The 23,526-nt window shown below is 37.1% G+C and carries 22 protein-coding genes; 4 read left to right on the top strand and 18 right to left on the bottom strand.

Annotated features, from left to right (window positions below; all coding sequences use genetic code 11):
- Nucleotides 1-18: 18 nt before the first annotated feature.
- From H9Q20_RS09340 to H9Q20_RS09325, 4 genes are all read right to left on the bottom strand, one after another.
- Complete coding sequence (locus tag H9Q20_RS09340; protein WP_124641307.1) at nucleotides 19-720, bottom strand: GLPGLI family protein; 702 nt, start codon at nucleotides 718-720, stop codon at nucleotides 19-21.
- Between the two features lie 163 nt (nucleotides 721-883).
- Nucleotides 884-1,903, bottom strand: a complete 1,020-nt coding sequence (murB, locus tag H9Q20_RS09335) for a UDP-N-acetylmuramate dehydrogenase (RefSeq protein WP_124641305.1) — start codon at nucleotides 1,901-1,903, stop codon at nucleotides 884-886.
- Between the two features lie 88 nt (nucleotides 1,904-1,991).
- Nucleotides 1,992-3,197: a pyridoxal phosphate-dependent aminotransferase gene (locus H9Q20_RS09330; RefSeq protein ID WP_187477574.1), complete on the bottom strand. Its 1,206-nt coding sequence runs from the start codon at nucleotides 3,195-3,197 to the stop codon at nucleotides 1,992-1,994.
- Between the two features lie 147 nt (nucleotides 3,198-3,344).
- Complete coding sequence (locus H9Q20_RS09325; protein WP_187477573.1) at nucleotides 3,345-3,635, bottom strand: HU family DNA-binding protein; 291 nt, start codon at nucleotides 3,633-3,635, stop codon at nucleotides 3,345-3,347.
- Between the two features lie 393 nt (nucleotides 3,636-4,028).
- Between H9Q20_RS09325 and panD the strand changes: the two genes are divergently transcribed.
- The 3 genes from panD to H9Q20_RS09310 all read left to right on the top strand — a co-directional run bounded on the left by panD (nucleotide 4,029) and on the right by H9Q20_RS09310 (nucleotide 6,957).
- On the top strand, nucleotides 4,029-4,379 hold the full coding sequence (panD, locus tag H9Q20_RS09320) for an aspartate 1-decarboxylase (RefSeq protein WP_187477572.1): 351 nt from the start codon (nucleotides 4,029-4,031) through the stop codon (nucleotides 4,377-4,379).
- A 19-nt stretch (nucleotides 4,380-4,398) separates the two neighbouring features.
- Nucleotides 4,399-5,415 (top strand): lysylphosphatidylglycerol synthase transmembrane domain-containing protein, encoded by a 1,017-nt coding sequence (locus H9Q20_RS09315; protein ID WP_187477571.1) that lies wholly within the window; start codon nucleotides 4,399-4,401, stop codon nucleotides 5,413-5,415.
- A 105-nt stretch (nucleotides 5,416-5,520) separates the two neighbouring features.
- Nucleotides 5,521-6,957 (top strand): sodium:solute symporter, encoded by a 1,437-nt coding sequence (locus H9Q20_RS09310; protein WP_124641295.1) that lies wholly within the window; start codon nucleotides 5,521-5,523, stop codon nucleotides 6,955-6,957.
- Nucleotides 6,958-7,027: 70 nt separating this feature from the next.
- On the opposite strand, the gene H9Q20_RS09305 is transcribed toward H9Q20_RS09310, so the two are convergent.
- From H9Q20_RS09305 to H9Q20_RS09250, 12 genes are all read right to left on the bottom strand, one after another.
- Nucleotides 7,028-8,170 carry a T9SS type A sorting domain-containing protein gene (locus H9Q20_RS09305; RefSeq protein WP_187477570.1) on the bottom strand — a complete coding sequence of 381 codons (1,143 nt, stop codon included), beginning with the start codon at nucleotides 8,168-8,170 and terminating at the stop codon, nucleotides 7,028-7,030.
- A 128-nt stretch (nucleotides 8,171-8,298) separates the two neighbouring features.
- Nucleotides 8,299-9,771 (bottom strand): cysteine--tRNA ligase, encoded by a 1,473-nt coding sequence (gene cysS, locus H9Q20_RS09300; RefSeq protein WP_187477569.1) that lies wholly within the window; start codon nucleotides 9,769-9,771, stop codon nucleotides 8,299-8,301.
- A gap of 353 nt (nucleotides 9,772-10,124) precedes the next feature.
- Nucleotides 10,125-10,790, bottom strand: a complete 666-nt coding sequence (folE, locus tag H9Q20_RS09295) for a GTP cyclohydrolase I FolE (protein WP_124641289.1) — start codon at nucleotides 10,788-10,790, stop codon at nucleotides 10,125-10,127.
- A gap of 482 nt (nucleotides 10,791-11,272) precedes the next feature.
- Nucleotides 11,273-11,587: an HIRAN domain-containing protein gene (locus H9Q20_RS09290; RefSeq protein ID WP_187477568.1), complete on the bottom strand. Its 315-nt coding sequence runs from the start codon at nucleotides 11,585-11,587 to the stop codon at nucleotides 11,273-11,275.
- Between the two features lie 147 nt (nucleotides 11,588-11,734).
- Nucleotides 11,735-12,223 carry a hypothetical protein gene (locus H9Q20_RS09285; protein ID WP_187477567.1) on the bottom strand — a complete coding sequence of 163 codons (489 nt, stop codon included), beginning with the start codon at nucleotides 12,221-12,223 and terminating at the stop codon, nucleotides 11,735-11,737.
- 222 nt (nucleotides 12,224-12,445) lie between these two features.
- Nucleotides 12,446-13,441, bottom strand: a complete 996-nt coding sequence (locus H9Q20_RS09280; RefSeq protein ID WP_124641285.1) for a helix-turn-helix transcriptional regulator — start codon at nucleotides 13,439-13,441, stop codon at nucleotides 12,446-12,448.
- 111 nt (nucleotides 13,442-13,552) lie between these two features.
- Entirely contained in the window at nucleotides 13,553-13,798 is a 246-nt protein-coding gene (locus H9Q20_RS09275; protein WP_187477566.1) for a cytochrome C oxidase subunit IV family protein, read from the bottom strand.
- Nucleotides 13,799-13,802: 4 nt separating this feature from the next.
- Complete coding sequence (locus tag H9Q20_RS09270; RefSeq protein WP_124641281.1) at nucleotides 13,803-14,375, bottom strand: cytochrome c oxidase subunit 3; 573 nt, start codon at nucleotides 14,373-14,375, stop codon at nucleotides 13,803-13,805.
- Between the two features lie 26 nt (nucleotides 14,376-14,401).
- Nucleotides 14,402-16,168 (bottom strand): nitric oxide reductase activation protein NorD, encoded by a 1,767-nt coding sequence (locus H9Q20_RS09265; protein ID WP_124641278.1) that lies wholly within the window; start codon nucleotides 16,166-16,168, stop codon nucleotides 14,402-14,404.
- Nucleotides 16,169-16,192: 24 nt separating this feature from the next.
- Nucleotides 16,193-16,978 (bottom strand): CbbQ/NirQ/NorQ/GpvN family protein, encoded by a 786-nt coding sequence (locus H9Q20_RS09260; RefSeq protein WP_124641276.1) that lies wholly within the window; start codon nucleotides 16,976-16,978, stop codon nucleotides 16,193-16,195.
- A gap of 100 nt (nucleotides 16,979-17,078) precedes the next feature.
- On the bottom strand, nucleotides 17,079-18,428 hold the full coding sequence (locus H9Q20_RS09255) for a cbb3-type cytochrome c oxidase subunit I (protein WP_124641275.1): 1,350 nt from the start codon (nucleotides 18,426-18,428) through the stop codon (nucleotides 17,079-17,081).
- A gap of 20 nt (nucleotides 18,429-18,448) precedes the next feature.
- Nucleotides 18,449-18,880 (bottom strand): c-type cytochrome, encoded by a 432-nt coding sequence (locus tag H9Q20_RS09250; RefSeq protein WP_124641273.1) that lies wholly within the window; start codon nucleotides 18,878-18,880, stop codon nucleotides 18,449-18,451.
- A gap of 318 nt (nucleotides 18,881-19,198) precedes the next feature.
- Here H9Q20_RS09250 and dusB point away from each other — a divergent pair, with 318 nt between their 5' ends.
- Nucleotides 19,199-20,203 (top strand): tRNA dihydrouridine synthase DusB, encoded by a 1,005-nt coding sequence (dusB, locus tag H9Q20_RS09245; RefSeq protein WP_187477565.1) that lies wholly within the window; start codon nucleotides 19,199-19,201, stop codon nucleotides 20,201-20,203.
- A gap of 63 nt (nucleotides 20,204-20,266) precedes the next feature.
- Here dusB and deoC read toward each other — a convergent pair whose 3' ends face one another.
- Together deoC and H9Q20_RS09235 are read right to left on the bottom strand one after the other, a co-directional pair.
- On the bottom strand, nucleotides 20,267-21,007 hold the full coding sequence (gene deoC, locus H9Q20_RS09240) for a deoxyribose-phosphate aldolase (protein WP_187477564.1): 741 nt from the start codon (nucleotides 21,005-21,007) through the stop codon (nucleotides 20,267-20,269).
- Between the two features lie 157 nt (nucleotides 21,008-21,164).
- A complete protein-coding gene (locus H9Q20_RS09235) occupies nucleotides 21,165-23,477 on the bottom strand; it encodes a TonB-dependent siderophore receptor (protein ID WP_187477563.1) in 2,313 nt (770 codons plus the stop codon).
- Nucleotides 23,478-23,526: the final 49 nt, after the last annotated feature.

The raw sequence follows: 23,526 nt of genomic DNA, 5'->3' as shown, positions 1-23,526 counted from the left end.
AGATTTGTTTTTCATTTTTTATAAAATTTGGATTAACGGTTCATCAACTGAAAAATCTGAAGCTTTTGCATCTTTCATATCAAGTAATTTTATTACTTCATTCAACATTTTCCCTTCTTTTATTTTCATTTGTTTTCTATATTCTTTATATTTTTCAAGACTGATTATTTTAATTTTATTTTTTGGAAATTTCAAAACACTTTCATTACCCTTTTTGATTTCTACTAATTGAAATGAATAATTTTCATTTTCAATAGAGTAAATTAAGCCCGGCAAACCTTTGAAAATGAATGGTCCTTCAGGTAAGTTAATATCTTTTATGAAAAAAGCTTTGACTTTTTTATCATTATAAATTGATATTGCTTCGTGCAAATTGAAATTATTCTCAACAATATTACTATTTTCTTTTTGAATTTCCCATTGAATTTTTTGAGGCAATATGGCTTTTAAATAAAAATCAACTTCATTAGATATGATAAAAAGACTGTCTTTTCTCCTGCAAGTATTAATTCTTTTATCAGTTTTAATTCCTAAATTATCAGCTAGTTCATTTTTTTTGGTAATTAAAAAGAAATCCGAATTATCACCGTCAATAATTAGTTTATAATACATTTCATGGATTTCACTGCGCAATTTCACTTTATATGTAACCTCAAAATTTTGTCCATTTACAAAAGAAAAGATTGTCATACAGAAATAAATAATTACTATCTTCATCATATTTTATATTTTAAAGAAGCTGTCCGATAAGGTCAACCTCATTGAATTTATCCAATTTTTAAATCTTTCATTTTTTCTTGGTATCTTGATTTACCTGGAAAACAGCAATACAGACATCTGTTTTCGTTTTGAAGCTGTCTTTTGAAAAAAAGACTTTTAAGAATTATACAATGTTCACTTCCCGTTCCAATTGAACCGAAAACTTTTCTTTAACATCTTCGATAATACGGCTGGAAAAATCATAAATCTCCTTTCCGGTCGCCAATCCGGTTTTATTGACAAGGACCAAAGCTTGTAGATGATGACTGGCTACATTTCCGATTTGTTTACCCTTCCAACCGGCTTGCTCGATCAGCCAACCTGCCGCCAACTTCACTCCACTTGCATTTGGATACCCGGGAATTGTCGGGAATTCTTGTTTTAATCGTTCAAAATCGTCTTCTGAAATTGTAGGATTTTTAAAAAAGCTACCGGCATTCCCAATCTCCTTTGGATTGGGCAACTTGCTTTGTCTGATGGCAATCACAGCTTCTGAAACTTGCTGAATCGTTGGTTGAACGACATTCATTTTCTCCAGTTCGGATTTTATAGCACCGTATTCCGAATGAATGATGTGATTTTTGGTGGTGAGTTTAAAACAAACTTCCAAGAGTACAAAATCACCTTTTCTTTCAGTTTTAAAAATAGAATCTCGATACCCAAAATTGCATTCCGCATTTGTGAATTCTACAATTTCCTTTGTTTTCAAATTCAAAGCTTTACAAGAATGCAAAACATCTTTTATCTCCACTCCATACGCACCGATGTTTTGCATGGGACAAGTCCCGACATTTCCTGGGATGAGCGAAAGATTTTCTAAGCCTCCATAATTTTTTTGAAGGCAGAATTGCACAAATTCATGCCAGTTTTCACCAGCTTGTGCGCTTACTAAAACTTCAGACTCTGAAATTATTTTTTCCGATATCCCTTTCAGATTCAGTTTCACCACCAATCCGTTGTAATTTTTGGTAAACAAAACATTGCTCCCACCTCCCAAAAACAAAGTAGAATGAGAATTTTGTTCTGCAAAATCTAAAGCGATCCGTAAATCTTCAACAGTACTTACTTCAGCAAAATAATTTGCAGTAACATCAACACCAAAAGTATTTAGAGATTTTAAGGGATAATTTTCGTGAATCTTCATAATAAAAAAACTAGGGCTAAAGTAAAAAAAATAATATTAGAATACAGAAATAATACTACAAAAAAACGGGCCGAAGCCCGTTGGTCATTTATTTATGTTCAATTTCTTTGTATTGAATCAAGGCATCGGAAAGCAGTTCTACACTTCGTACCAAGTCTTCTTCCTTCAACACATAGGCCACACGAATTTGCTTTTTACCCAATTTCGGATTGCTGTAAAACCCGCTCATTGGAGCTACCATTACGGTTTCATTGTCTTTGGAATAGCTTTCCAGCAACCATTTTGCAAATTTATCGGTATCGTCAACCGGCAATTCGGCTACGCAATAAAAAGCACCTTTTGGTTTTGGACAGATCACACCGGGGATTTGGTTCATTAATTCCACCAAAGTATCTCTTCTGTGTTTGTATTCGGCTCTAACTTTTGCAATGTATTCGGCATCGTTTTCATGTGCAGCTGCGGCAGCAATTTGTCCTAACAACACTGGACTTAGCCTTGCCTGAGCGAACAACATCGCCGTATCGTGAATTTTTTTGGATCGCGTAATCATGCAACCAATTCGTGCTCCACACATGCTGTATCTCTTCGATTCGGAATCGATGATGATGCAGTTTTCCGCCAATTCCGGGAAAGCCAACATTGACACTTGTTTTTCTTCACCGTAAACATACTCGCGGTACACTTCATCAGAAATCACCACGATATCGTATTTCAATGCTATGTCTGCAAGTTTTTGCAATTCTTCTTTGGTATAAAGGTAACCGGTGGGATTTCCAGGGTTGCAAATGATGATTGCACGGGTTTTATCGGTAATTTTCTTTTCAAACTCCTCCATCGGTGGCAATGCAAAACCTTCGTTAATGGTCGAAGGAATGGCCACCACATTGATGTTAAAATTACTTGTAAATCCGTTATAATTCGCATAATACGGTTCCGGAATAATCACTTCATCGCCATCATCACAAAGGGTGGACAGAGCAAAGCTCAATGCCTCTGACCCGCCGTTGGTTACTATAAAATTATCGGTTAACAAATCGGTAAAGCCCAAACCGTGATAATAATTTTTCAATGCCGTTCTATAATCCAAATTCCCTTCGGAAAGCGCATATTCATAAATCTTTAACGAGTTATTCTTTATGGCATTCAAAGCGGTTTCTGGAGTTTCAATATCCGGCTGACCAATATTTAGGTGATAGACTTTAGTTCCGTTTTTTTTAGCTTTCAAAGCATACGGGATCAGTTTTCTCATGGGAGAAGCCGGCATGTGCAAGGCACGATTTGAAATTTTTGGCATTTTGAAAAATTTTTTGCAAAAATAGTTAATTTTTGTTAATTCCAAATCATGAAAATCAAGAATAGCGATGGCTTCTTCAGGATCTTTCACAAAAAAAGTCCCTATCCTTAGATAGAGACCTTTCACATATAAATCCTAAAATCAAATTTATTTTTTCTTAGCTCCAGCAACTGCATTTGCCAACTCGGCACCCGCTTTGAACTTTGCTACTTTTTTAGCAGCAATTTTAATTGGTTTTTTGGTTGCAGGATTAATCCCTTGTCTTGCCGCTCTTTCAGAAACTGAAAAAGTACCAAATCCGATTAGGGAAACTTTACCCTCTTTTTTCTTCAAAGTAGCAGTAACATTAGACATAAAAGATTCCAACGCCGCTTTAGCAGCTACTTTAGTAATTCCGGCATCTTTTGCCATTGCATCGATTAGTTCTGTTTTGTTCATAATACAATATTTATTTTTGATTTGTTCGTGTTGTTCAAGACAAATGTAAAACAATTTTCGGAATACGCAAACATTTTAAATAAAAATAATAATTAACACATGTTTTAAGATTTATTTTAACATTTTCTATAATTTTAACAATTATGAAAGTACACTGATTTAAAGCATTTTCATTCACAAATAATCACCATATTTCGCATATTTACAAGATATAAGAGCATTTTATTGTGAATTATCAAATCCATAATTTAAAACACGACGACCACAATCTGTATTTTAAAGCACAACAATCACCTTATCCTCTTGGTTTATTGAACTAAAAATACCCTATTAAAATGAAGATTAATCGTTAAACATTTACCATAGTTTTACAAAATATAGTAAATTTGCGCCATGTTAATTGAAGTTTTTAAATCTAAGATTCACAGAGTAAAGGTAACCGCCTCTGACTTAGACTACATCGGGAGCATTACAATAGATGAGGACTTATTGGATGCATCAGGAATTATGGTGGGCGAAAGGGTGTACATTGTCAATGTGGACAATGGAGAGCGCTTCGACACCTATGCCATAAAAGGGAAAAGAGGTTCTGGCGAAATATGCCTGAATGGTCCTGCCGCTAGAAAAGTTCAAAAGGGCGATGTGGTCATCATTATTGCATACGCACAAATGACTCCTGAGGAGGCCAAAGATTTCCATCCAAAAATCGTTTTCCCGAACGAAAGAACCAATCTTTTAAAATAATTCGACGATCCAAAAATCCATGACTGATACAAAAAACAACAAAGCAAAGTCCCTACTTACCATCTCCATTTCGTTAGTCTTTGCCGTGGTTTTCATGTGGTTGGCATTGAGAGGATTGGAATTTGATAAAATTCTAGAATCGGTTAGTAAAGCCAATTACTTTTGGATTATTGCAGCATCGGCATTTGGCTTATTGGCTTATTGGCTCAGGGCTGTCCGTTGGAACCTGCTGCTGGAACCATTGGGACATCAAATTTCCAATTCCAACTCTCTTTGGACCATATCTTTCGGGTACCTGATGAACCTGACCATCCCGAGAAGTGGCGAATTGGCAAGATCTACCGCGCTATTCGGAGTAGAAAAAGTACCTGTGGACAAATCTTTTGGAACTATCATTTTGGAAAGAGTGATCGATTTGGTTTGCATGCTTATTTTTTTAGGTTTCACCTTAGCCTTTAAGTACGATGCTATTTTAGCCTTTTACACCCAGTCGGGATTCAAATTCAATCCGAATATTTTTATTGCCTTCATCCTTATTTTCACCCTTGGGACATTTTTATTTTTTAAATTTAAAAAGCATTTCTTGAAATACGGTTTCATTGCCAAAATCATCCATTTTATCGACGGGATATTTATGGGTCTGACATCCATTTTCAAGTTGAAACAAAAGACAAAATTCATCTTATACACCATTGGGATCTGGATGAGTTATTATTTTGCCGCCTACCTTGTTTGTTTTGCCCTTCCAGAGACCAGCCATTTTTCTCCTGCAGATGGACTTTTCATCATCGTTGTTGGGACTTTGGGCATGATTGTTCCTGCTTCTGGTGGGATTGGTGCATTTCATTTTGCTCTAAAATTAGGGATCGGTGCGCTTTTTCTTTCGTTAGGAAAATCTTTTGAAGAAGGTGCTGAAATTGGACTTTCCTACGCTTTTTTGTCACACACCATGCAATTGGTCATTATGCTCATCATGGGACTGATCTCTATCCCAATTCTAGCAAAAGCCAGAGAAAAAGCTACAAACAAATCTTAATATACCGCATAAACCACGACCGTCTCCGTAGAAACGGTCGTTTTTTTTGTTAAAATTTTCCAAACAAAAAACATATATTTGCTCATCTTAAAAAAATGAGACTGTATGAATCCCTTCATTTTACTCGCCATTATCATTGCCTATTTTGTTTTATTGCTCGTCGTGGCTTTAAAAACCGGAAAAGGCAGCAACAACGACAGTTTCTTTATCGGAAATAGAAAATCCAACTGGATGCTGGTCGCATTTGGGATGATAGGAACTTCGCTCTCTGGTGTCACATTCGTTTCCGTCCCTGGAGCGGTAGGTGCCGACAAGTTCCATTACTTACAAATTACCATTGGTTACCTCGTAGGTTATATCGTTATCGCCTATATCCTACTCCCACTCTATTATCGATTGCAGCTGACCTCCATTTACGGTTACTTGCAACACCGAATGGGACAACTTTCCTACAAGTCCGGCGCTTGGATCTTTATCGTATCCCGATTGGTTGGCGCCACAGCGAGGCTGTACTTGGTGGTCAACATTTTGCAAGTTGCCATTTTAGAAAGCCTAGGAGTTCCGTTTATAGTGACTACTTTAGTTATTTTGGCCATGATTATTTTGTACACTTATGAAGGTGGAGTAAAAACAATTGTATGGACCGATACGCTGCAGACCACTTGTATGTTGTTGGGTTTAATCATCTGCTCCGTGTACATGATGAATCATTTGGGGCTTAATTTTTTCGAAAGTATTTCTGCCATGCACGGTCAGGGTTACACAGAAATAATCAATCCGGACATTAACAGCAAAGCATTTTTCCTAAAACAAGTATTGGCAGGTGCTTTCATAACCATAACAATGACCGGTATCGACCAAGAAATGATGCAAAAATCTCTTTCCGTAACCAAGTTGAAAGATTCTCAAAAAAATATGGTCACTTTAGGCTTCATATTACTGGTCGTAATCTCCCTTTTCCTTTTCATGGGTGGACTATTGCATTTGTACGGCGCACAAGAAAACCTAACCCTTACAGGAGACCAACTTTTCCCAGAGATCGCCCTTAACCACATGCCTCCTATCATTTCCATTATTTTTATTATCGCACTGATATCCGCATTATTCCCGAGTGCTGATGGCGCCATGACAGCGCTTACCTCATCTCTTTGCATCGATATTTATGGATTGAAAGAAAAAGATTGGGACAACGCCAAAAAGGAAAAATTCAGAAAAAGAACGCATCTTTTGGTGGCGGTTGCTTTTTTGATCATGGTGATTATTTTCAAATTGATTAATGACAATTCCATGATTGGGCTAATCTTGAAACTTGCAGGCTTCACATACGGTCCGCTTTTGGGATTGTTTGCCTTTGGAATTTTCACCAAATACAAAGTAAAAGACAAGCTTGTACCGTTTATTTGCATTGCTGCACCGGTGGTTTCGTTCATCATTGATAAGTATCAAGAAAGTATTTTTGGTGAATTCAAAATTGGTTTGGAATTGTTAATCATCAACGGACTGATCACCTTCTTTGGATTGTGGTTAATTCGTAAAAAATAAAAAAAAATTCTTTCAGAAATACAAAAGCCTTCCAAATTGCGGAAGGCTTTTTATTTATTATTGATAAAGATTAACGAGCAAGCAACACTTTTTTTGCAATGAGGGCTTCTCCTTTTTCACCCAATACATTCACGATGTAAACACCTTGTGTCAGTCCTAAAAGCGACATTCTTCGTCCGGTGTTAAGCGTTTTTTCCACAACTTTTGTTCCCACAGTATTGAAGACTTCCACCTTAATCAATGATTTGGTCAATGAAGGTTCTAACTGTATGTTGATGTTACCATCGGTTACTTTCGTAGGATAAATATCGTTTTGAACCAAAGACACTTCTCCTTTATTTTCACCAATAAAATGCTTGCTTGCCAAATCATAAATCTGATGCTGAACACCGCCATAGATGGCGTGAGCAGTTAAGTTATTGATGTTCACTTCGTACAAATCTCCACCTTTGGCTGATCCTACCACAACTTCTCCATTTTCATTGACCGCAGCTCCGTTTAGAGAATAATTTTCCGGCAATCCAGTAACTTTACCCCAATATTTTAGAACTCTGTCGTTGGTATTTAGCTTGAATACATTTCCAGAAGCCGCAAAAATGTAAAAATTGTTATCGGTATCGGCAACCATATCTCCACCATAACCCACAGTCATTATTTTGAAATTATGATCTCCATTGGAAACATCATTGCTAACCTCACCCAAATCCTTCACCTCGTATTTCCCGTTGATGTTGGAAATCTTCAGCAACTGAGAGCCGGAATTGTTAAGGGTATAAATCGCACCGTCTGTACCCGTTGCCATTCTGGTAAAATGCGAGTTGATATCACAAGCCATGGATTTGGCAACACTATTTTCGATTAAGGTTATTTGTTTCGTTTTGAGATCCAACGCATAAAAATTGGTGGAATACATGGGTGTATAGACCAAATTATTCCCGTCCAATGCCAAAGTTGCAATGGCAGAAGCTTGGGCATTGTTGTAGGAATTTTTCACCTCATCCACTTTCACTTTTCTGGTATCTGAAATAACATTAGGAGTAGAATCTGATGAAAAAATCACGGCTGAAGTCTGACCGTTGCGCATGTCCAAAGCACGAAAATCTTTGAAAATAATATTTGGACTTTGCAATCCGGTAAGTGCATAAATCTCTTGCTGTGCCTGTACCTGTAGCCCCAAAGCCAACAACGGAAGTGATAGTAAAAGTTTTTTCATAATTGTTAATTTTTGAATTAATAGATTGTGATTTGAGCAACGAAGTTACAGAATTTTTAATAATTCAAACAAAAAAATCCTTCAGGAAAAAACCTGAAGGATTGTCTTATAAAAATTTTCTTGAAAACTTAGTTCAGCACATAGGTCGTACCCTCTCTGCTGTCTTTCAATTCAATGCCTTTTTCCAGAAGTTGATCACGGATTTGGTCGGAAAGTTCGAAGTTTTTAGCTTTTCGGGCTTGGTTTCTCAATTCTATCAAAACTTGCAAAGCCTGATCCAACTTTTCGTTGTTATTTTCCTCGATATTCTGAAGTCCCAAAACATCGAAAACAAAAGCATTCATCAATTTTTTAAATTCCTCAAAATCATCTTGGCTAAAGTAAATTTTTCCTTCTTTCATTGCAAAAATAATTTTTACAGCTTCAAAAAGATGAGAAATTAAGATGGGTGCATTGAAATCGTCTAACAAAGCAGCATAGGCATTGGTTTTCCAGAGTTCGAAAGCCCAATTGCTGTCTTCTTTCACAGCAGAAGTTGCGTGGGTTGCATTCAGAATTTTAATGGCTTCCATCAGTCTTTGATGTCCTTTTTCTGAGGCGACCATTGCATCGTTGGAAATGTCCAAAACACTTCTGTAATGGGCTTGCATAAAGGAAAATCGAACGACAGAAGGATGAAAAGATTTTTCAAAAAAATCATTTTCTCCGGTTACCAAATCCATGGGGTTGATATAATTTCCGGTGGATTTGCTCATTCTTTGTCCGTTCATGGTCAGCATATTGGCATGCATCCAATAATTAACGGGGCTTGTTCCATTGCACGCTTTACCTTGGGCAACTTCGCACTCGTGATGTGGAAATTTAAGATCCATACCTCCACCGTGGATATCAAATCTTTCGCCCAAATATTTGGTGCTCATCGCGGTACACTCCAAATGCCATCCGGGAAAACCTTCGCCCCAAGGCGAATTCCAGCGCATAATGTGTGCCGGAGAGGCCGATTTCCAAAGGGCAAAATCTTGTGGATTTTTTTTCTCGTCTTGTCCGTCCAGATCTCTGGTGTTAGCAAACAATTCTTCAATATTTCTATTGGAAAGTTCGCCATAATTAAGGCCTTTTTGGTTGTAAGCAATCACATCAAAATAAACAGAACCGTTGCTTTCGTAGGCAAATCCCGTATCAATTAACTTTTGAGTCAGCTCGATTTGCTCCAGAATATGTCCTGTTGCAGTAGGCTCTATGGTAGGTGGAAGTAAATTGAATTTTTCCAAAACCTGATGAAAATCCACGGTATATTTTTGTACGATTTCCATGGGTTCTAATTTTTCCAATCGGGATTGTTTTACAAAACGATCGTTATCAATATTTCCATCGTCGGTAAGGTGGCCGGCATCCGTTATATTCCTAACATATCGCACTTTGTACCCCAAGAAAGTCAGTGTCCTGTATATGAAATCGAACGACATAAAAGTCCTTACATTACCCATGTGTACATTGCTGTACACGGTTGGTCCGCAGACATACATGCCAACATTTCCTTCCAAGATGGGTTTGAATTGTTCTTTTTCGCCAGACAGCGAATTGTATATTTTTAGTATCATTATTTTTTTTGAATTAAGAGTCCGTATAAAATTTTACCGAAATAATAATTCGTCTATTTCTAATCTTTCTTATCTGTCTTTTTGTATTCTATTTAGCATATTTTGTATTTTAAATTTTTGTTTTAGCCCGCTAAAACTTCAATTTTAAAACCCAAAATCCATCTAAATATCGATACAAAAAATCTAGATATAAAATTTAAACAGGCTCTAAATTAAAACGAAATGGTAAAACCTCTAAAAGTTCCTTCAGATCCAGAAGATATGAAGTGTAAAAGCATCAACAACAAATGATGGTGGTTGAAAATATTTTATGAGCTATTCGTTTAAATTGTATCATGTTGAAAATGTATTATTTAATCCAAATTGGTATTCATCCCTACATAATGTAGAAACTCTTGTCTTGTAATGGGATTGGTCCTGAACAGTCCGCTTAACTCTGCCGTGATGGTGGAGCTTGCGGTATCTTTTATCCCACGACAATTCACGCAAAGGTGTCTGGCATCTATGATGCATGCGACATCTTTGGTCCCTAAGCCTTCACGAAGGGCATCTACAATCTGCATGGTCAGTCTTTCTTGCACCTGAGGTCTTTTGGCGTAATAATCTACAATTCTGTTTATTTTTGATAATCCTATGACTTCTCCGTTAGAGATGTAGGCGACATGGGCTTTCCCAATGATGGGCAAGAAATGGTGTTCGCAGAAGGAATAGACCGTTATATCCTTTTCTACCAGCATTTGTCTGTACTTGTATTTATTGGAAAAGGTAGAGATGGTCGGTTTGTTCTCAGGTAGCAATCCTCCAAAAATCTCGTTTACATACATTTTTGCCACTCTTTTGGGCGAGTCTTTCAGGGAGTCGTCCGTCATGTCCATACCAAGGGTTTCCATGATTTCGGCAAATAAACCTTGGATTTTTGCAATTTTTTCTTCAGGAGATTTATCGAAGGCATCACTTCTTATAGGGGTATGTTCTTTTCCTGTGAAAACATCGTCGTCGTTATCAAAAAAATGGGGCATGCTTTATAAAATTAAAACACAAAAGTACAGAATATTGTTGGAATAATGAAGCGAGGGCAATGGAAGGCACAGCATTCACTTTTTAAAAACTATGTGAAAAATTTATTTTCTATGATATCTTTTATCCATTATTTTACTTAAAAAGTCTATGAATCTATGTGTTTTAATATTTTCACCACATAGTCACATAGGTTTTTGGTTTGTAATAGAGCGTTCTTTTCATAGAAGCATTGCTTTCACAATAGCATAAAATTTAAATGCGAATACCCTGAACGGAAGATTTAGCTGGAAAGGATTCTATTTTTTAGAAAGAAATTTTCTTATGAATTTCACCAAGAAAAACACAGCAACAAAAGCTAGGAGAATAAAACCCGTTTGAACTAAAAATAAATTAATGTCGAATTTTTCTAACATGATTGTTGTTTTAAAATTACACTTCAAATATAATAAAAACTCAAAACTTTTCCGTTTTGAGTGATCAATTATTCGGTTAAATGTACAACCACTTGAATTTGATTTTCAGGATGTTCGTTTTTGGACACCCTTTGTATCACGACTTGTAAATTTCGCTTCAGGCCTACCATCAGTAGTTTGTACAAGATTCTGTTTTCTGTTCTCGGCACGAAACCGATCTTATGATCTTTGTAATAGATGGCTATGGCTCTAGCATCGTACTTGTTGTCCGGCTCTAAGACCAAATTGAGTTTGGTACCAATATTCAGTTTTTGAAAAACCAATGCACCGTCATAATAAGTAAAACCTGCAATGTTGAAGTGGGATAAATGTTCTTTTTTCATTGTGTAAAGTTTTAAATTGTTTTTTGTAGGGACAAAGTAAAACACTACCTGTGCAGTGGAACTGCATTGCAAAAAAAATCTCTTCTCGAAGCTCTTTGTAACTCTCTAAAACATCATGAGGACAACTAAAAATGTTTTGTGAAAAATTTATAGACTTGTTAATTTAATATTTAATGTATTGAAAATTTTTTCAACAGCAGAATAGAAAGATTTGTGATAATCCTGGTTGAACCCTGTTGTAGAATATAAAACTTTAGAGTTATTTTCGTATAAAAGAATAGAATTTTGTCCACCATCTGAAATTCCTACTAAATGCTCATTGGATTTCCCTTTGTTTATGATTCTTGGCATTACCAAATCTTCTCGATCAATATTTTTTACTTTATTCTTTATTTCATCATAATCCGAAAAAGTAATTGTTTTATCTTCAAGTTTTTTTCCTTGATAAAGTATTTTGACTTTAACATTTTTTCCCTTTTTTGAATAGTTTGGAATTAATTTAATATTGATTCGGTCATTTTTTATAACCATAACATTATGGTGGTTGAATTCAATATATTCTCTGTTCAAATTCGTTTTCAAACTTGAGCAAGAAAAAAGGAAAAGTGTTGATATTAAAAATAGAAGTTTACTCATTGTGGACTTTTGTTATTTAGTTATTATTACAAACTTAGCACGCAAAATACAAGTGCTTGAAAAAAAATCTTTTGGCTTTAGCTAATGACTTAGAAATACTAAAATATAAATTTGGTCTGTTCCCAACTAGCCCCGATTGCAGCGGCATCCTTTTGTGGAGCCCTGCGGAACAAAAGATACAGCGGAAAGCGGGAAATAGCTCCTAATTATTGCTTGGCTCAACTAAAAAACGGTTGTGTTGTTCTGCATTTTGATAATTCGGTGATGTATTTTTTCTTTCAGGCTTTGTGGTGCTATTACTTTCATGTTTTCTCCATAGGAAAGGATGAGTCCTTCCAATTCAAAATTTTGTTTTACCTGAAGGGTCAGCCTATTGCCTTTCAGTTTCTGAGAGCCGTGCAAGGGTTTGGATTGCACATACGGAACTACGGCGGGAGACAAATCGATGACAACCTCCTCCACCGCTTGATCCGGATAATTGGTAATGCCAATAATGTCTTCGAAATATTCTTGAAAATCCAAATCGCTGGGCTGGTACTTTTCATTGGAGGTTTGGATGGAAACGATCCTATCGATGGCCAATGTAAAAACCGATTGGTGGCGATGTCCTAAAGAAAGCAAGAACCACCGGTTGTTGAATTGCTTGAGGTACAGTGGAGAAAGGAGAAATTTTTTTTCTTGATCCGACGAAAAGCTTTTGTAGGTAACAAGCAATGCCTGTTGATTGCAGATGTATTGGTACAAAGGATAGAGAAAATGCAGGCCTTTGAGGAATTCGTTTTCTTCGAAATCTATTATTTTGGAATGATTTCCAAAGTTTAGCTGTGCATTTAGTTTCGTTTGCAAAGAAGCAACCCATTCAAAACCTTGGGTATTGGACATCCTACCGAGGGTGAACAAAGCTTTTCTCAAAGTTTCTATTTCTTCTGCATCCAGAGGGAGATTGGCGATGGTAAATTTCTCGTCTTCATAACGGTAATAGACTTTCTTTCCATCTTTCACGCTTTCTATGGGCGCTTGGTAACCTGCCTCGGATTTCATAAATTGGATGTCATCAAATATCTGTCTTCTGGAAATGCTGATTTCATCTCCCAAATGTTGGGACAAAACCAAAGAGCAAACCTCTATAAGATCTTCTATAAAATATTTTTTGAAGCGATTGCTAAAGCATTTATCGAGTGTATTGTAACGGATTTGAGCATTTTTGTTGAAAGCCATTGTACTTTATTTTCATCTAAACAAATATACTAAAAAAGGCTACTTTCTGGAGAGAAATAGCCTTTTCTAAAAAAAACAGTTGCATTATGAACTTGTGAAAAGCCAAATGCGTTATAAAAGAATAATGAAAACAGTCGAGATGAGTCCTACATAAAAAAACAAGAGTACCTTCCAGAAGTTGTGTGCTTCTTTCAGTTCCATAAATTCCATTGCTACTGTTAAGAACTTGACAACGGATACGAGTACAATACCAACAACAACGGCTTTGGTAAGGGTAAGGGTAAGTCCTGCCAAAAATGCTCCGGTGAGGGTCAGTAGGATAAGTACGATATAGGTGATTAATAATTTTTTGTGCATAACATTAGAATAATAAATAGAGAATTGGGAATAACAACAACCAAATAAGGTCGCACATGTGCCAAAAAGCAGTACTCGCTTCTAAATCTTCTAAAGAAGTATTTTCTTTTTTCTTGATGACCACCCTTCTCATAAAGAACAAAATAACCACACCCACCAAAACATGCAACCAATGGAAACCGGTAAGCAGCCAATAATTCATAAAAAATGAGCTGTGATCCATGGTTAGGCCTGCTTCTAACTTTTGGCTGTACTCCACCAACTTGAGTGCTAAAAATCCGAGTCCTGAAAAAATGGCCCACAATAAAAACTGGGCAGTTTTTTCACTTTTATTTTCTTTGAAATACTGAACCGCTTTGGCGGCAAAAAAACCACCAGTCAGTAGCAAAATGGTATTGATGGCCGCAATTGGCCTGTTGAGCAACTGGCTGTCCAAGTGAAATTTTTCTCTTTCTTGAGAACCGTAATATGCCAATCCGGCGATGGCCATCCCAAAGGTGATTAATTCGACATAAATGACTATCCAAATCAGGATACCTCCTGGTGGATAAAATATAGATTTTCTATTGACTTCCATTTTATTGATGAGGAGATTTCCTCTGATTATTGATGTTTAATTTTCTCATAGAGTTTTGCCAACGACTTCAGCAAAGCTTCTGGAGAAGTTAAAATTTGATAATGATTTTGCCCAAACATTTGCGGCAAATAATATTTTGCTTGAGCTTCTATCGCCAAAGCATAAGAGTTAATGTTTTGTTCATTAAGCTCCCTAAGAGCTTGTTTGATGTCTTGTATTCCGTGTTGTCCTTCGTACTTATCAAAGTCGTTCGGTTTACCATCGGAAAGCAATATCACCCATTTGTTTCGGGCTTCGGTCTTCATCAGCCTAGCTCCGGCGTGTCGCAGTGCAGGTCCAATTCTGGTGTATCCTACGGGTTCTGCTGCTCCGATTTTATTTTTCGCAAGATCCCAATTTTCATTAAAATCCTTCAGCGTAATGTAGGTGGTATAATTTCTTGTTTTAGAAGAAAAACCATCGATGGCAAAGTCGATATCGAACTCGTGTAGGATTTCTCCAAACAGGATAGAAACTTCTTTTTCCACATCTATAACGCGATTGCCCGCAGCATATCCGTCACTGGAAAGGCTGAGATCCAAAAGCACCAAAATAGAGATGTCTTTTTCTTTTTTTCTTTGAGAAAGATAGACCCTTTCGTCCGGAGTAATCTTGGAATGGATATCGGTGTACAAATCCGTTAGCGCATCCAGGTCAAAGGCTTCGCCTTGTATTTGTCTTCTTTGTTGTTGCATTCTGTTGTTAACAGAGGTCAGCATTTTCCGAAGTCCCATCAGCGTAGTTTTGTACTTCGCCATGGTTTTTTTATAATAATCGGTATCTTTTTTTACTTGAGTTTTGGGATAGACCTTGCAATAATTGGGCAGGTATTTTCTTTTTCTGAAACCCCACTCGTCGTATTTCAGGTGGAATCCCTTTTCGTCCACCTCAGCACTTTCTGCTACCGAAGTATTTTCGACAAAATCTGCCTGATATACGGAGTGCACCATATCATCTACCCTTACGGTGTATTTCATGTTCATTTCTTCCAAAGCATCTTGGTGGTCTTTCAAATCGTCTTTACCATCAAAATCCTTCCAGTTTCCATTGAACTCTTCAGCAGATTCAATTTTTTCAAAATTGTGCATCAGGATATTGTCCTGGTATTGTTTTTTATCAATCGTTAGGGACTCTATCTCTTCTACACCTTTGGCTTCTAGTGTTGTTTTTGGGTCTAATTGATGTTGGGCTTTTTTAGCTTGATCATCAAAATTTTGAAGTACTTGCTCGGTCTTTTCATCATGGGAATTTTTCATCCATTTTCCGTAGAGCCAAGAAAGAGCCGGTTGCTTCGTTTTTTTATCCAAAGGAATATTCATAATAAAATGCTGATAGTCTTGTTCCAAGATTGGATAGTCTAGGAACAGTTGCTTCAACACTTGTGGAGCGGTTTCTTCTGCTTTTTGATACGATTGTTCTTCTGCGTCCTCTTCAGGTTTCCAATTGAGGCTTAGTTGTTTTTGGACACTTAAGTATAGTGTCCTAAAAATGTAAAATCTCGCATTTTCTTCTTTGGTAGGAAACAGGTAGCAATTTTCTGGCAGAAAGAAGTTATCGTCTTTGTACCCTCCTTCTTTTTCCGCAGGATAGATATCGATTGCGGTTCCACAGATTGCTCTAGCCATTAGGGTAAGCCTAGGTTTTACTTCGTTCAGTTCTACTTTTTTACTGAGAACTTCTGCATTGTTCAGCTTTTTATTTTTAAAGTATTTTACAACTTTTGTAAATAATATTTCATCTAACTCCAGACCCATGACATTCGTTTTTTAGGGATTAATTTATATCATCAAATCGCTCAAATCTTTAAGCGCTTGTAGCGTTTCTGTTTCATCAGAAAGAGGCTCTACAACGGCAACATGCACGGCTAATCTTTTGGACAATCCGTTGCGGATTAATTTGGCAGCATCCACCAACAATCGTGTAGAAACGGTTTCTGTAAGGCCCAGTTCGGTCAGGTTACGGATTTTATTACCGATTTTAACTAGTTTTTCAGCTACATCTTTATCCACGCCCGTTTCTTGAACTAAGATTTCGGTTTCTACTTTAGGTTGAGGATACTCAAAAGATAAGGCTACAAATCGTTGTCTTGTGGAAGGTTTCAATTCTTTAAATCCTTTTTGGTATCCAGGGTTGAAAGAGGCTACCAGCAAGAAATCTTCATGCGCTTTGATGGTTTCTCCCAATTTGTCGATGAACAATTCTCTACGGTGGTCTGTAAGAGAATGTATGGCTACGATAACATCGGGTCTGGCTTCGGCAACCTCGTCCAGGTACAGGATGTAACCGTTTTTCACAGCGATAGAAAGTGGCCCGTCTATCCAAACCGTTTCCGCTCCTTTGATGATGAATCTCCCGATAAGGTCGGTGGAGGAAGTCTCTTCATGACAACTCACGGTGATGAGTTTTTTCCCAAGCTGCTCTGCCATAAATTCAACAAATCTAGATTTCCCAGTTCCGGTTGGTCCTTTTAGTAAAAGAGGCAACTTTAGGCTGTTGCATTGGTTAAAAATTTCTAATTCTGAGCCAACAGCTTTGTAGAATGTATTTTTTTCTGCCACGATCATGATAATTGATTTTAAATTAAGTTGTTTTTTGAGTAAAACAAAAGGGATAGAGGATAGATCCTGTATCCCTTTTTGAAAAAAAACAGTTGATATATTAAGTTTAGTTAACTTCTTCTGCTGCCATTTTTAGGCCTTCGTCATTTGCTCTTCCGTACTTGAAGAATTCCACAACATACATTCCGATTCCTGTAGCGAATAAAGAAGCACAAAGAATAAGAACTACAAAGTGAACAGAAATTTCATTTTGAACATCCATGAATTCCATTTTCAGTTTTCTTTCCATATACACCTGAGCAACACCGGCTACCCCGAAGGCCACCGTCATCCCAAGCATTCCTACATTGGATAACCAGAAAGCCATGTGTCCATAGAAGCTGTCGTATCTTTTTCTACCGGTTAGGTTAGGCAAAGCGTAAGAGATAATTGCTAAGACCATCATCGCATAAGCACCCCAGAATGCATAGTGTCCGTGCATTGCAGTTACCAAAGTACCGTGTGTATAGATGTTTGTTTGTGGTAAAGTGTGAGCAAAACCTAATAAACCGGCTCCTACGAATGACACGATGGTAGAACCAATGGTCCAGAACAATGCAATTTTGTTAGGGTGAGATTTCTCTCCTTTTCTGTACATGTACACTGCAAACAATGCCATACCTAAGAACGCTAAAGGCTCAAGAGCTGAGAAAATACCACCTACTACCAACCAAATTTTATTGACACCGATGAAATAATAGTGGTGTCCAGTACCTAACAATCCTGAAAGGAAAGTAAGACCGATGATCACATAAAGCCATTTTTCAATAACCTCTCTATCCACCCCTGTTAATTTAATCAACAAGTATGAAAGGATACCACCCATAATCAATTCCCATACACCTTCTACCCAAAGATGAACTACCCACCATCTGAAGAAAGCATCCGTTACTTGGCTATCGAACCAAATCATACCCGGAAGATAGAGCAATGCTGCGAAAACCAATCCCATGGTAAGTACCAACGCCGTGGTTGTCCTTCTCTTTCCTTGGTATAATGTTGCTAAGATCAGTCCTAAGAACAAGAGTACATTGACTACAACTAGATAATCGAGTTCTCGAGGAATTTCTAAGAATTTCCTACCTTCCCACCAATTGAAATGGTATCCTACAATAGCAGCAACACCAACAACAGCAAGTGAAATAAGCTGTACATAAGCCAACTTTACATTCACCAATTCTCTTTGAGCTTCTTCTGGAATAATATAGTAAGCTGCTCCCATAAATCCTGCTAGCAACCAAACAACCAATAAGTTGGTATGTACTGCTCTTGCCGCATTGAAGGGAACAAAATCGTGCAAGACATCATATCCGATACGAGCAAATCCCATCACAAATCCATAAACGATCTGTAAGGAAAATAACAGCATACAAAGTCCGAAAAACCAGTATGCAACTTTCTGTGATTTATATTTCATTTTCTTAGTTTTTAAAATTATTATTTATCCTTAGCCAATGGAGATACCACACGATCGAATCCGTTCAGATCAATCTTACCTACCCATTTGAAATACGCGATTACCGCCTCCGTGTCGGCATCATTCATTTCGTACTTCACCATTTTTCTTCCTCGAGGCCCCCAAGGCGTTGGCGATTGCAAAACGGCTTTTACATATCCCTCGCCTCTTCTTTCAATTACTTTGGTAAGTTCAGGCGCATAGTAACCACCTTCTCCCATAATTGTATGACATCCCATACAGTTATTCTCTTCCCAAATTTCTTTTCCACGAACAACCTTGGCATCAATTTTGTCGTGATTCGTTTGGTCATTGGATGGACTAAGCGAGTAAACTGTAAGGCCGATAAAAGCCAAAAAAGTTACTGCAGTACCGCCAATAAAAAACGTTCTTGCTTGTGACTTTGATAACATAATTCAATTAATTTACTTTAGTTATTACTGTTTCATTATTAAGACTTATTTGTCTTATTTAACTAGTAGCAAAATTAAACCTCCTTCACAAGACAAACAATGACTATTGTCATAATTAAAGTATTTTAATACCTTTTTATCTTATTTAATTTTAATCCATTGAATATCAATTCATTTAACCAATAAATTATTTTTGGATGAATTCTAAAAATGCCATCAAAAAAATAAAAACTAAATTTGCAGTCCTTTCTATACAGCCAATAGGATTAATGAAAAAAGTCCTAGATGCGAATGATAAATAGAAAGTTAAAATAGAATATGGTAAAAATAGGCAACATAGAACTTCCGGAGTTTCCCCTTCTACTCGCTCCTATGGAAGATGTAAGCGACCCACCTTTTCGTAGATTGTGCAAAATGCACGGTGCAGACCTAATGTATTCCGAATTTATTTCTTCTGAAGGTTTGATCAGAGATGCGATGAAATCCAGAAAAAAACTGGACATTTTCGATTATGAAAGACCTGTGGGAATCCAAATTTTTGGCGGTGACGAAGAAGCCATGGCCATGTCTGCAAGGATCGTAGAAACGGTTGAACCGGATTTGGTGGACATCAACTTTGGCTGTCCCGTAAAAAAAGTGGTTTGCAAAGGAGCCGGAGCGGGTGTACTGAAAGATATAGACATGATGGTGAAACTGACCAAAGCCGTAGTATCGTCTACCCATCTACCGGTAACCGTTAAGACACGATTGGGCTGGGACTCTCAAAATATTAATATTGATGAAGTAGCAGAACGACTACAAGACACCGGGATAAAAGCACTAACCATACATGCCCGAACAAGAGCTCAGATGTACAAAGGCGAAGCCGATTGGACCCATATTTCTAGAATAAAAAACAATCCGAATATCGAGATTCCTATTTTTGGAAATGGAGACATTGATTGTCCTGAAAAGGCATTAGAATACAAACAAAAATTCGATTGTGATGGCATCATGATTGGTAGAGCCGCCATCGGCTATCCTTGGATTTTTAACGAAATCAAACATTTTTTCGAAACGGGAGAGCATCTTCCCGCTCCAACCATCAACGACCGACTGACTGCCGTGCGACAACATGCCGAATGGTCTGCCGAATGGAAAGGCGAACGATTGGGACTGATAGAAATGAGGCAACATTACAGCAATTATTTCCGTGGAGTGCCGCATTTTAAAGAATTTAGAAAGAAATTTTTAGAAATTTTCACATTGGAAGAAATGAATCATCTGATTGAAGAGACCAAAGTATTTTATCAGCAAACTTTAGAAAATATAAATCAATCCTAAAAAAATCTCCCATCAGCATTCGTTGATGGGAGTTTTTTTTAAAAAAAGTAAATTCAGCTGAGGTTAGTATCCTTCTTCAGCATTCAAATTTTGAATGAGTGCCAATGCCGAAGAAGTCCCAATGCGTTGAACTCCCAACTCTATCATTGCTTTTGCTTCTGCCGGCGTTCTCACTCCGCCAGCTGCTTTTACAGGAAGTTTACCCGCATTTTCAAGCATTATTTTTATTCCTTCTACTGTTGCACCGTTTGGTTTTCCGTTTTCTGTAACAAAAAAACCGGTTGAAGATTTCACAAAGACTTTATCTTCTTGACCTTCGAAATTCTCTTCTATCCAAACAGCAATTTTCTTGGTAATGTCAGCAATCTGTCCGTCCGATAGTGCAGCAATTTCTATAATCCATTTGGCAATTTTCCCATGATCCAAACACAATTTGCTGCATTGTAGGACTTCTTCTTTTACCAATTCCAGATTTCCTTTTAAATATTCGGTGTAATTGATTACAAAATCCAACTCATCGGCACCGTCTTCAATCGCTTTTTGGGCTTCAGACCATTTTTCATCAACAGAATAAGTTCCTTCATGAAAACCGATAACCGTACCAACTTTGACATCGGAATTTTTATCTTCCAAATATTGATGAATTGTACGAACCCAGTTGGGCCTAATCATCACAGCAAAAATTTTATTTTCTATTGCTTCATCTGTTAATCTAATGACGGTTTCCAAGGTTTCATCTTCGGACAAACCCGACTGAGATGAGGTTTTAAGATAGGTTGAGTCTAAATATTTTGCGATATCCATGTGCTTTAATTTTATCGTTAAAACTTCAAAATTACAAAAATGAACTTCAAAAACGAGATAAAAATAAGATTTCAAATAAAAAAGAATTCGGAAAAAAAAATCATCCGAATTCTTTATCATGAAAAAGTATATTAAAAGAATGTATAAAAAATTGAATTTATAATTTGTAGCTCAATGTGAAGTAGAAATTTCTCGGTGCAATCGGATTAACCGAGTAGTTTTCGTGAACATTATAATTAACAACATCAAAAATATTGTTCAATTTCGCTTGTAAAGTAAGTTTTTTCCATTCGTATCCTAAGGAGAAAGAGAATGTGGTATAATCGCTAAGAGGCATCAACCTTGTTACCCCAGCTCTGGAAATATCCTGAGATTTGGAGTCGTTCCAACCGGCCATTCTATCTCCAGTAAAATAGGCTCCAATACCTGTTTTCAAGCCTTTCAAAGTTCCATCAAAAGAATAGAAAACGGAGGCATTTGCTGTAGTTGCAGGAGTCCTCACCAATCTTTGGTTTTCTACATAACCTTTCTCCGGCGTGTCAACATATACGGTATTGTTATAAGAGATCCCACCAATGATGGAAATATTTCTTGTTGGGTTTCCGGTAATATCCAATTCTACCCCGCGGCTTCTCATTTTTCCGGCAAATTCTTTCAAGTTAGAGTCCGGACTAACGACAACGCCTGTTGCATTTTGGTACCAATAAGTTTGATAGTAGTTGTTGTACATAATTTGGTAAACCGTTGCGTTGATCGCTAAACCATCGTTCCAGAAATTTTTCTTTACACCCAATTCGTATTGGTCAATGGTCGTTGGTCTTATGCTTTCTTTAGGCAAAGCCAATACCCTATCGCTTACTTGTTGTGCAGTTCCTGTTGTATCTAATCCCTCGAGTAACGAAGAGGTGTACCCGGAGTTGGGCGAGAAAGAATTGGTATAAGTTGCGAATACCGAAAGGTTGTCATTCGGATTGTAGATCAATCCAATTTTTGGCGAAAGAGCAATGTTGGAGGTATTGCTTCCATTCACTTCTGTTTTTGTATTTGTTTTGAAATTGGTGCTGAGAGTGGGCATATTTTCCAGATAAGACCAACGAAGTCCTGCTAAGACTTTAAATTCTTTAGTCAAGGAAATTAAATCCTGCACATATACGCCAATTCTTCTTGTGTTAATTCTTGTTTTACCTGCTTTTTCAGCATTGGGCATCGCTCCTCCAGCCCAAGTACTTGCATCATCTAAATATAAAATTCCGTTGGCATTGCCATTGGTACCGTAAAGATATCCTGAGCCGAAGTTTTTATTATTATCCGGGTTGTAAAAGGTGTAAGAATCGGATGCACTATAATCGGCATCGGCACCTAACAACAACTGATGATTTATTTTTCCGGTATTAAAAATCCCGTTCAAGTTAGCCTGGATTGACTCATAGTTTTGTTCGCTATAAGTTCTGTTCAGGTTTCTTTTGTACCACAATCTTTGGTTGGCCGGATTGGTTTCCCAAACGATTCTTTCTGTCCCAAAGAAATCTCTCGTATAATTTTGATAAGAAGCAACCGTATTCAATACCCAGTTTTTGGACAACTGATAATTCCATGTAATATTGGTTGTCGCTTGTTGTACATCTTGGTACTGTCCATCTGTTCCTATAAAAGCGTTTCTACCCAAAAGGTAATTCATGCTGTAACTTTTATCAGGATTCATAATTCCACCGATCCCAAAATCCGGAGTAAAGTGGTGTTTTAAATAGTCTCCTTCAACAATAATTTGTGATTTGTTACTGATATTGAATAAGAACGATGGGTTGATGTATTGTTTGTTGGACTTTACAACATCTCTGAAACTTTCGGCATATTCGTAAGATCCGTTGACTCTAAAAGCGATTTTATCCGTTAGAGGGCCGTAAACATCCACCGTAGGTTTGTAGGTATTCCAGCTGCCAACACTCAGACCGACGGAGCCACCAAAATTGAACCTTGGTTTTTTTGTAATCATATTGATCACCCCACCTGCAGAAGTATTTCCGTATAACATGGCATTTGCACCTTTCAGTACTTCCACTCTTTCCAAAGCAGATACTTCTGGAAAGACACCTGAGTTAATCCTTGTTCCGTTTTTGAACATGTTATCGTTTCCGAAAACAAAACCTCTACCTCCGAAACTATCTTGAGAGTTTCCTCTGGACGATGTTACATAAATTCCGTTTACATTTTGAAGGACATCACTCAGTTGTTTGGATTGTTGTTGTTCAATAATTTCATGAGTAACAATAGCAATGGGCTGCGGAGTTTCCATCACGGAAAGATTAGACTTTGTAGATGAAATTCGTGCATGGTTAGGATTGCCCGTTTTGTGCAATTTTACATCTTCGATTTCTTGAATTCTTATGGTGTCTTTCTCGTATTTAAGTCCTTGAGCAAATGCCGTCAACGAAAATCCTATTGTGAGAATTGAGAGTACTTGTTTTTTCATTTAGTTTATTTAGAATTATTAAAAATAACTTTGCAAAAATACACATATC

Source organism: Amniculibacterium sp. G2-70 (genome assembly GCF_014353055.1).
Lineage (GTDB): Bacteria > Bacteroidota > Bacteroidia > Flavobacteriales > Weeksellaceae > Amniculibacterium > Amniculibacterium aquaticum.
The sequence above is the reverse complement of the archived record's forward strand: the minus strand, read 5'-3'. Positions and strand labels throughout refer to the sequence as shown.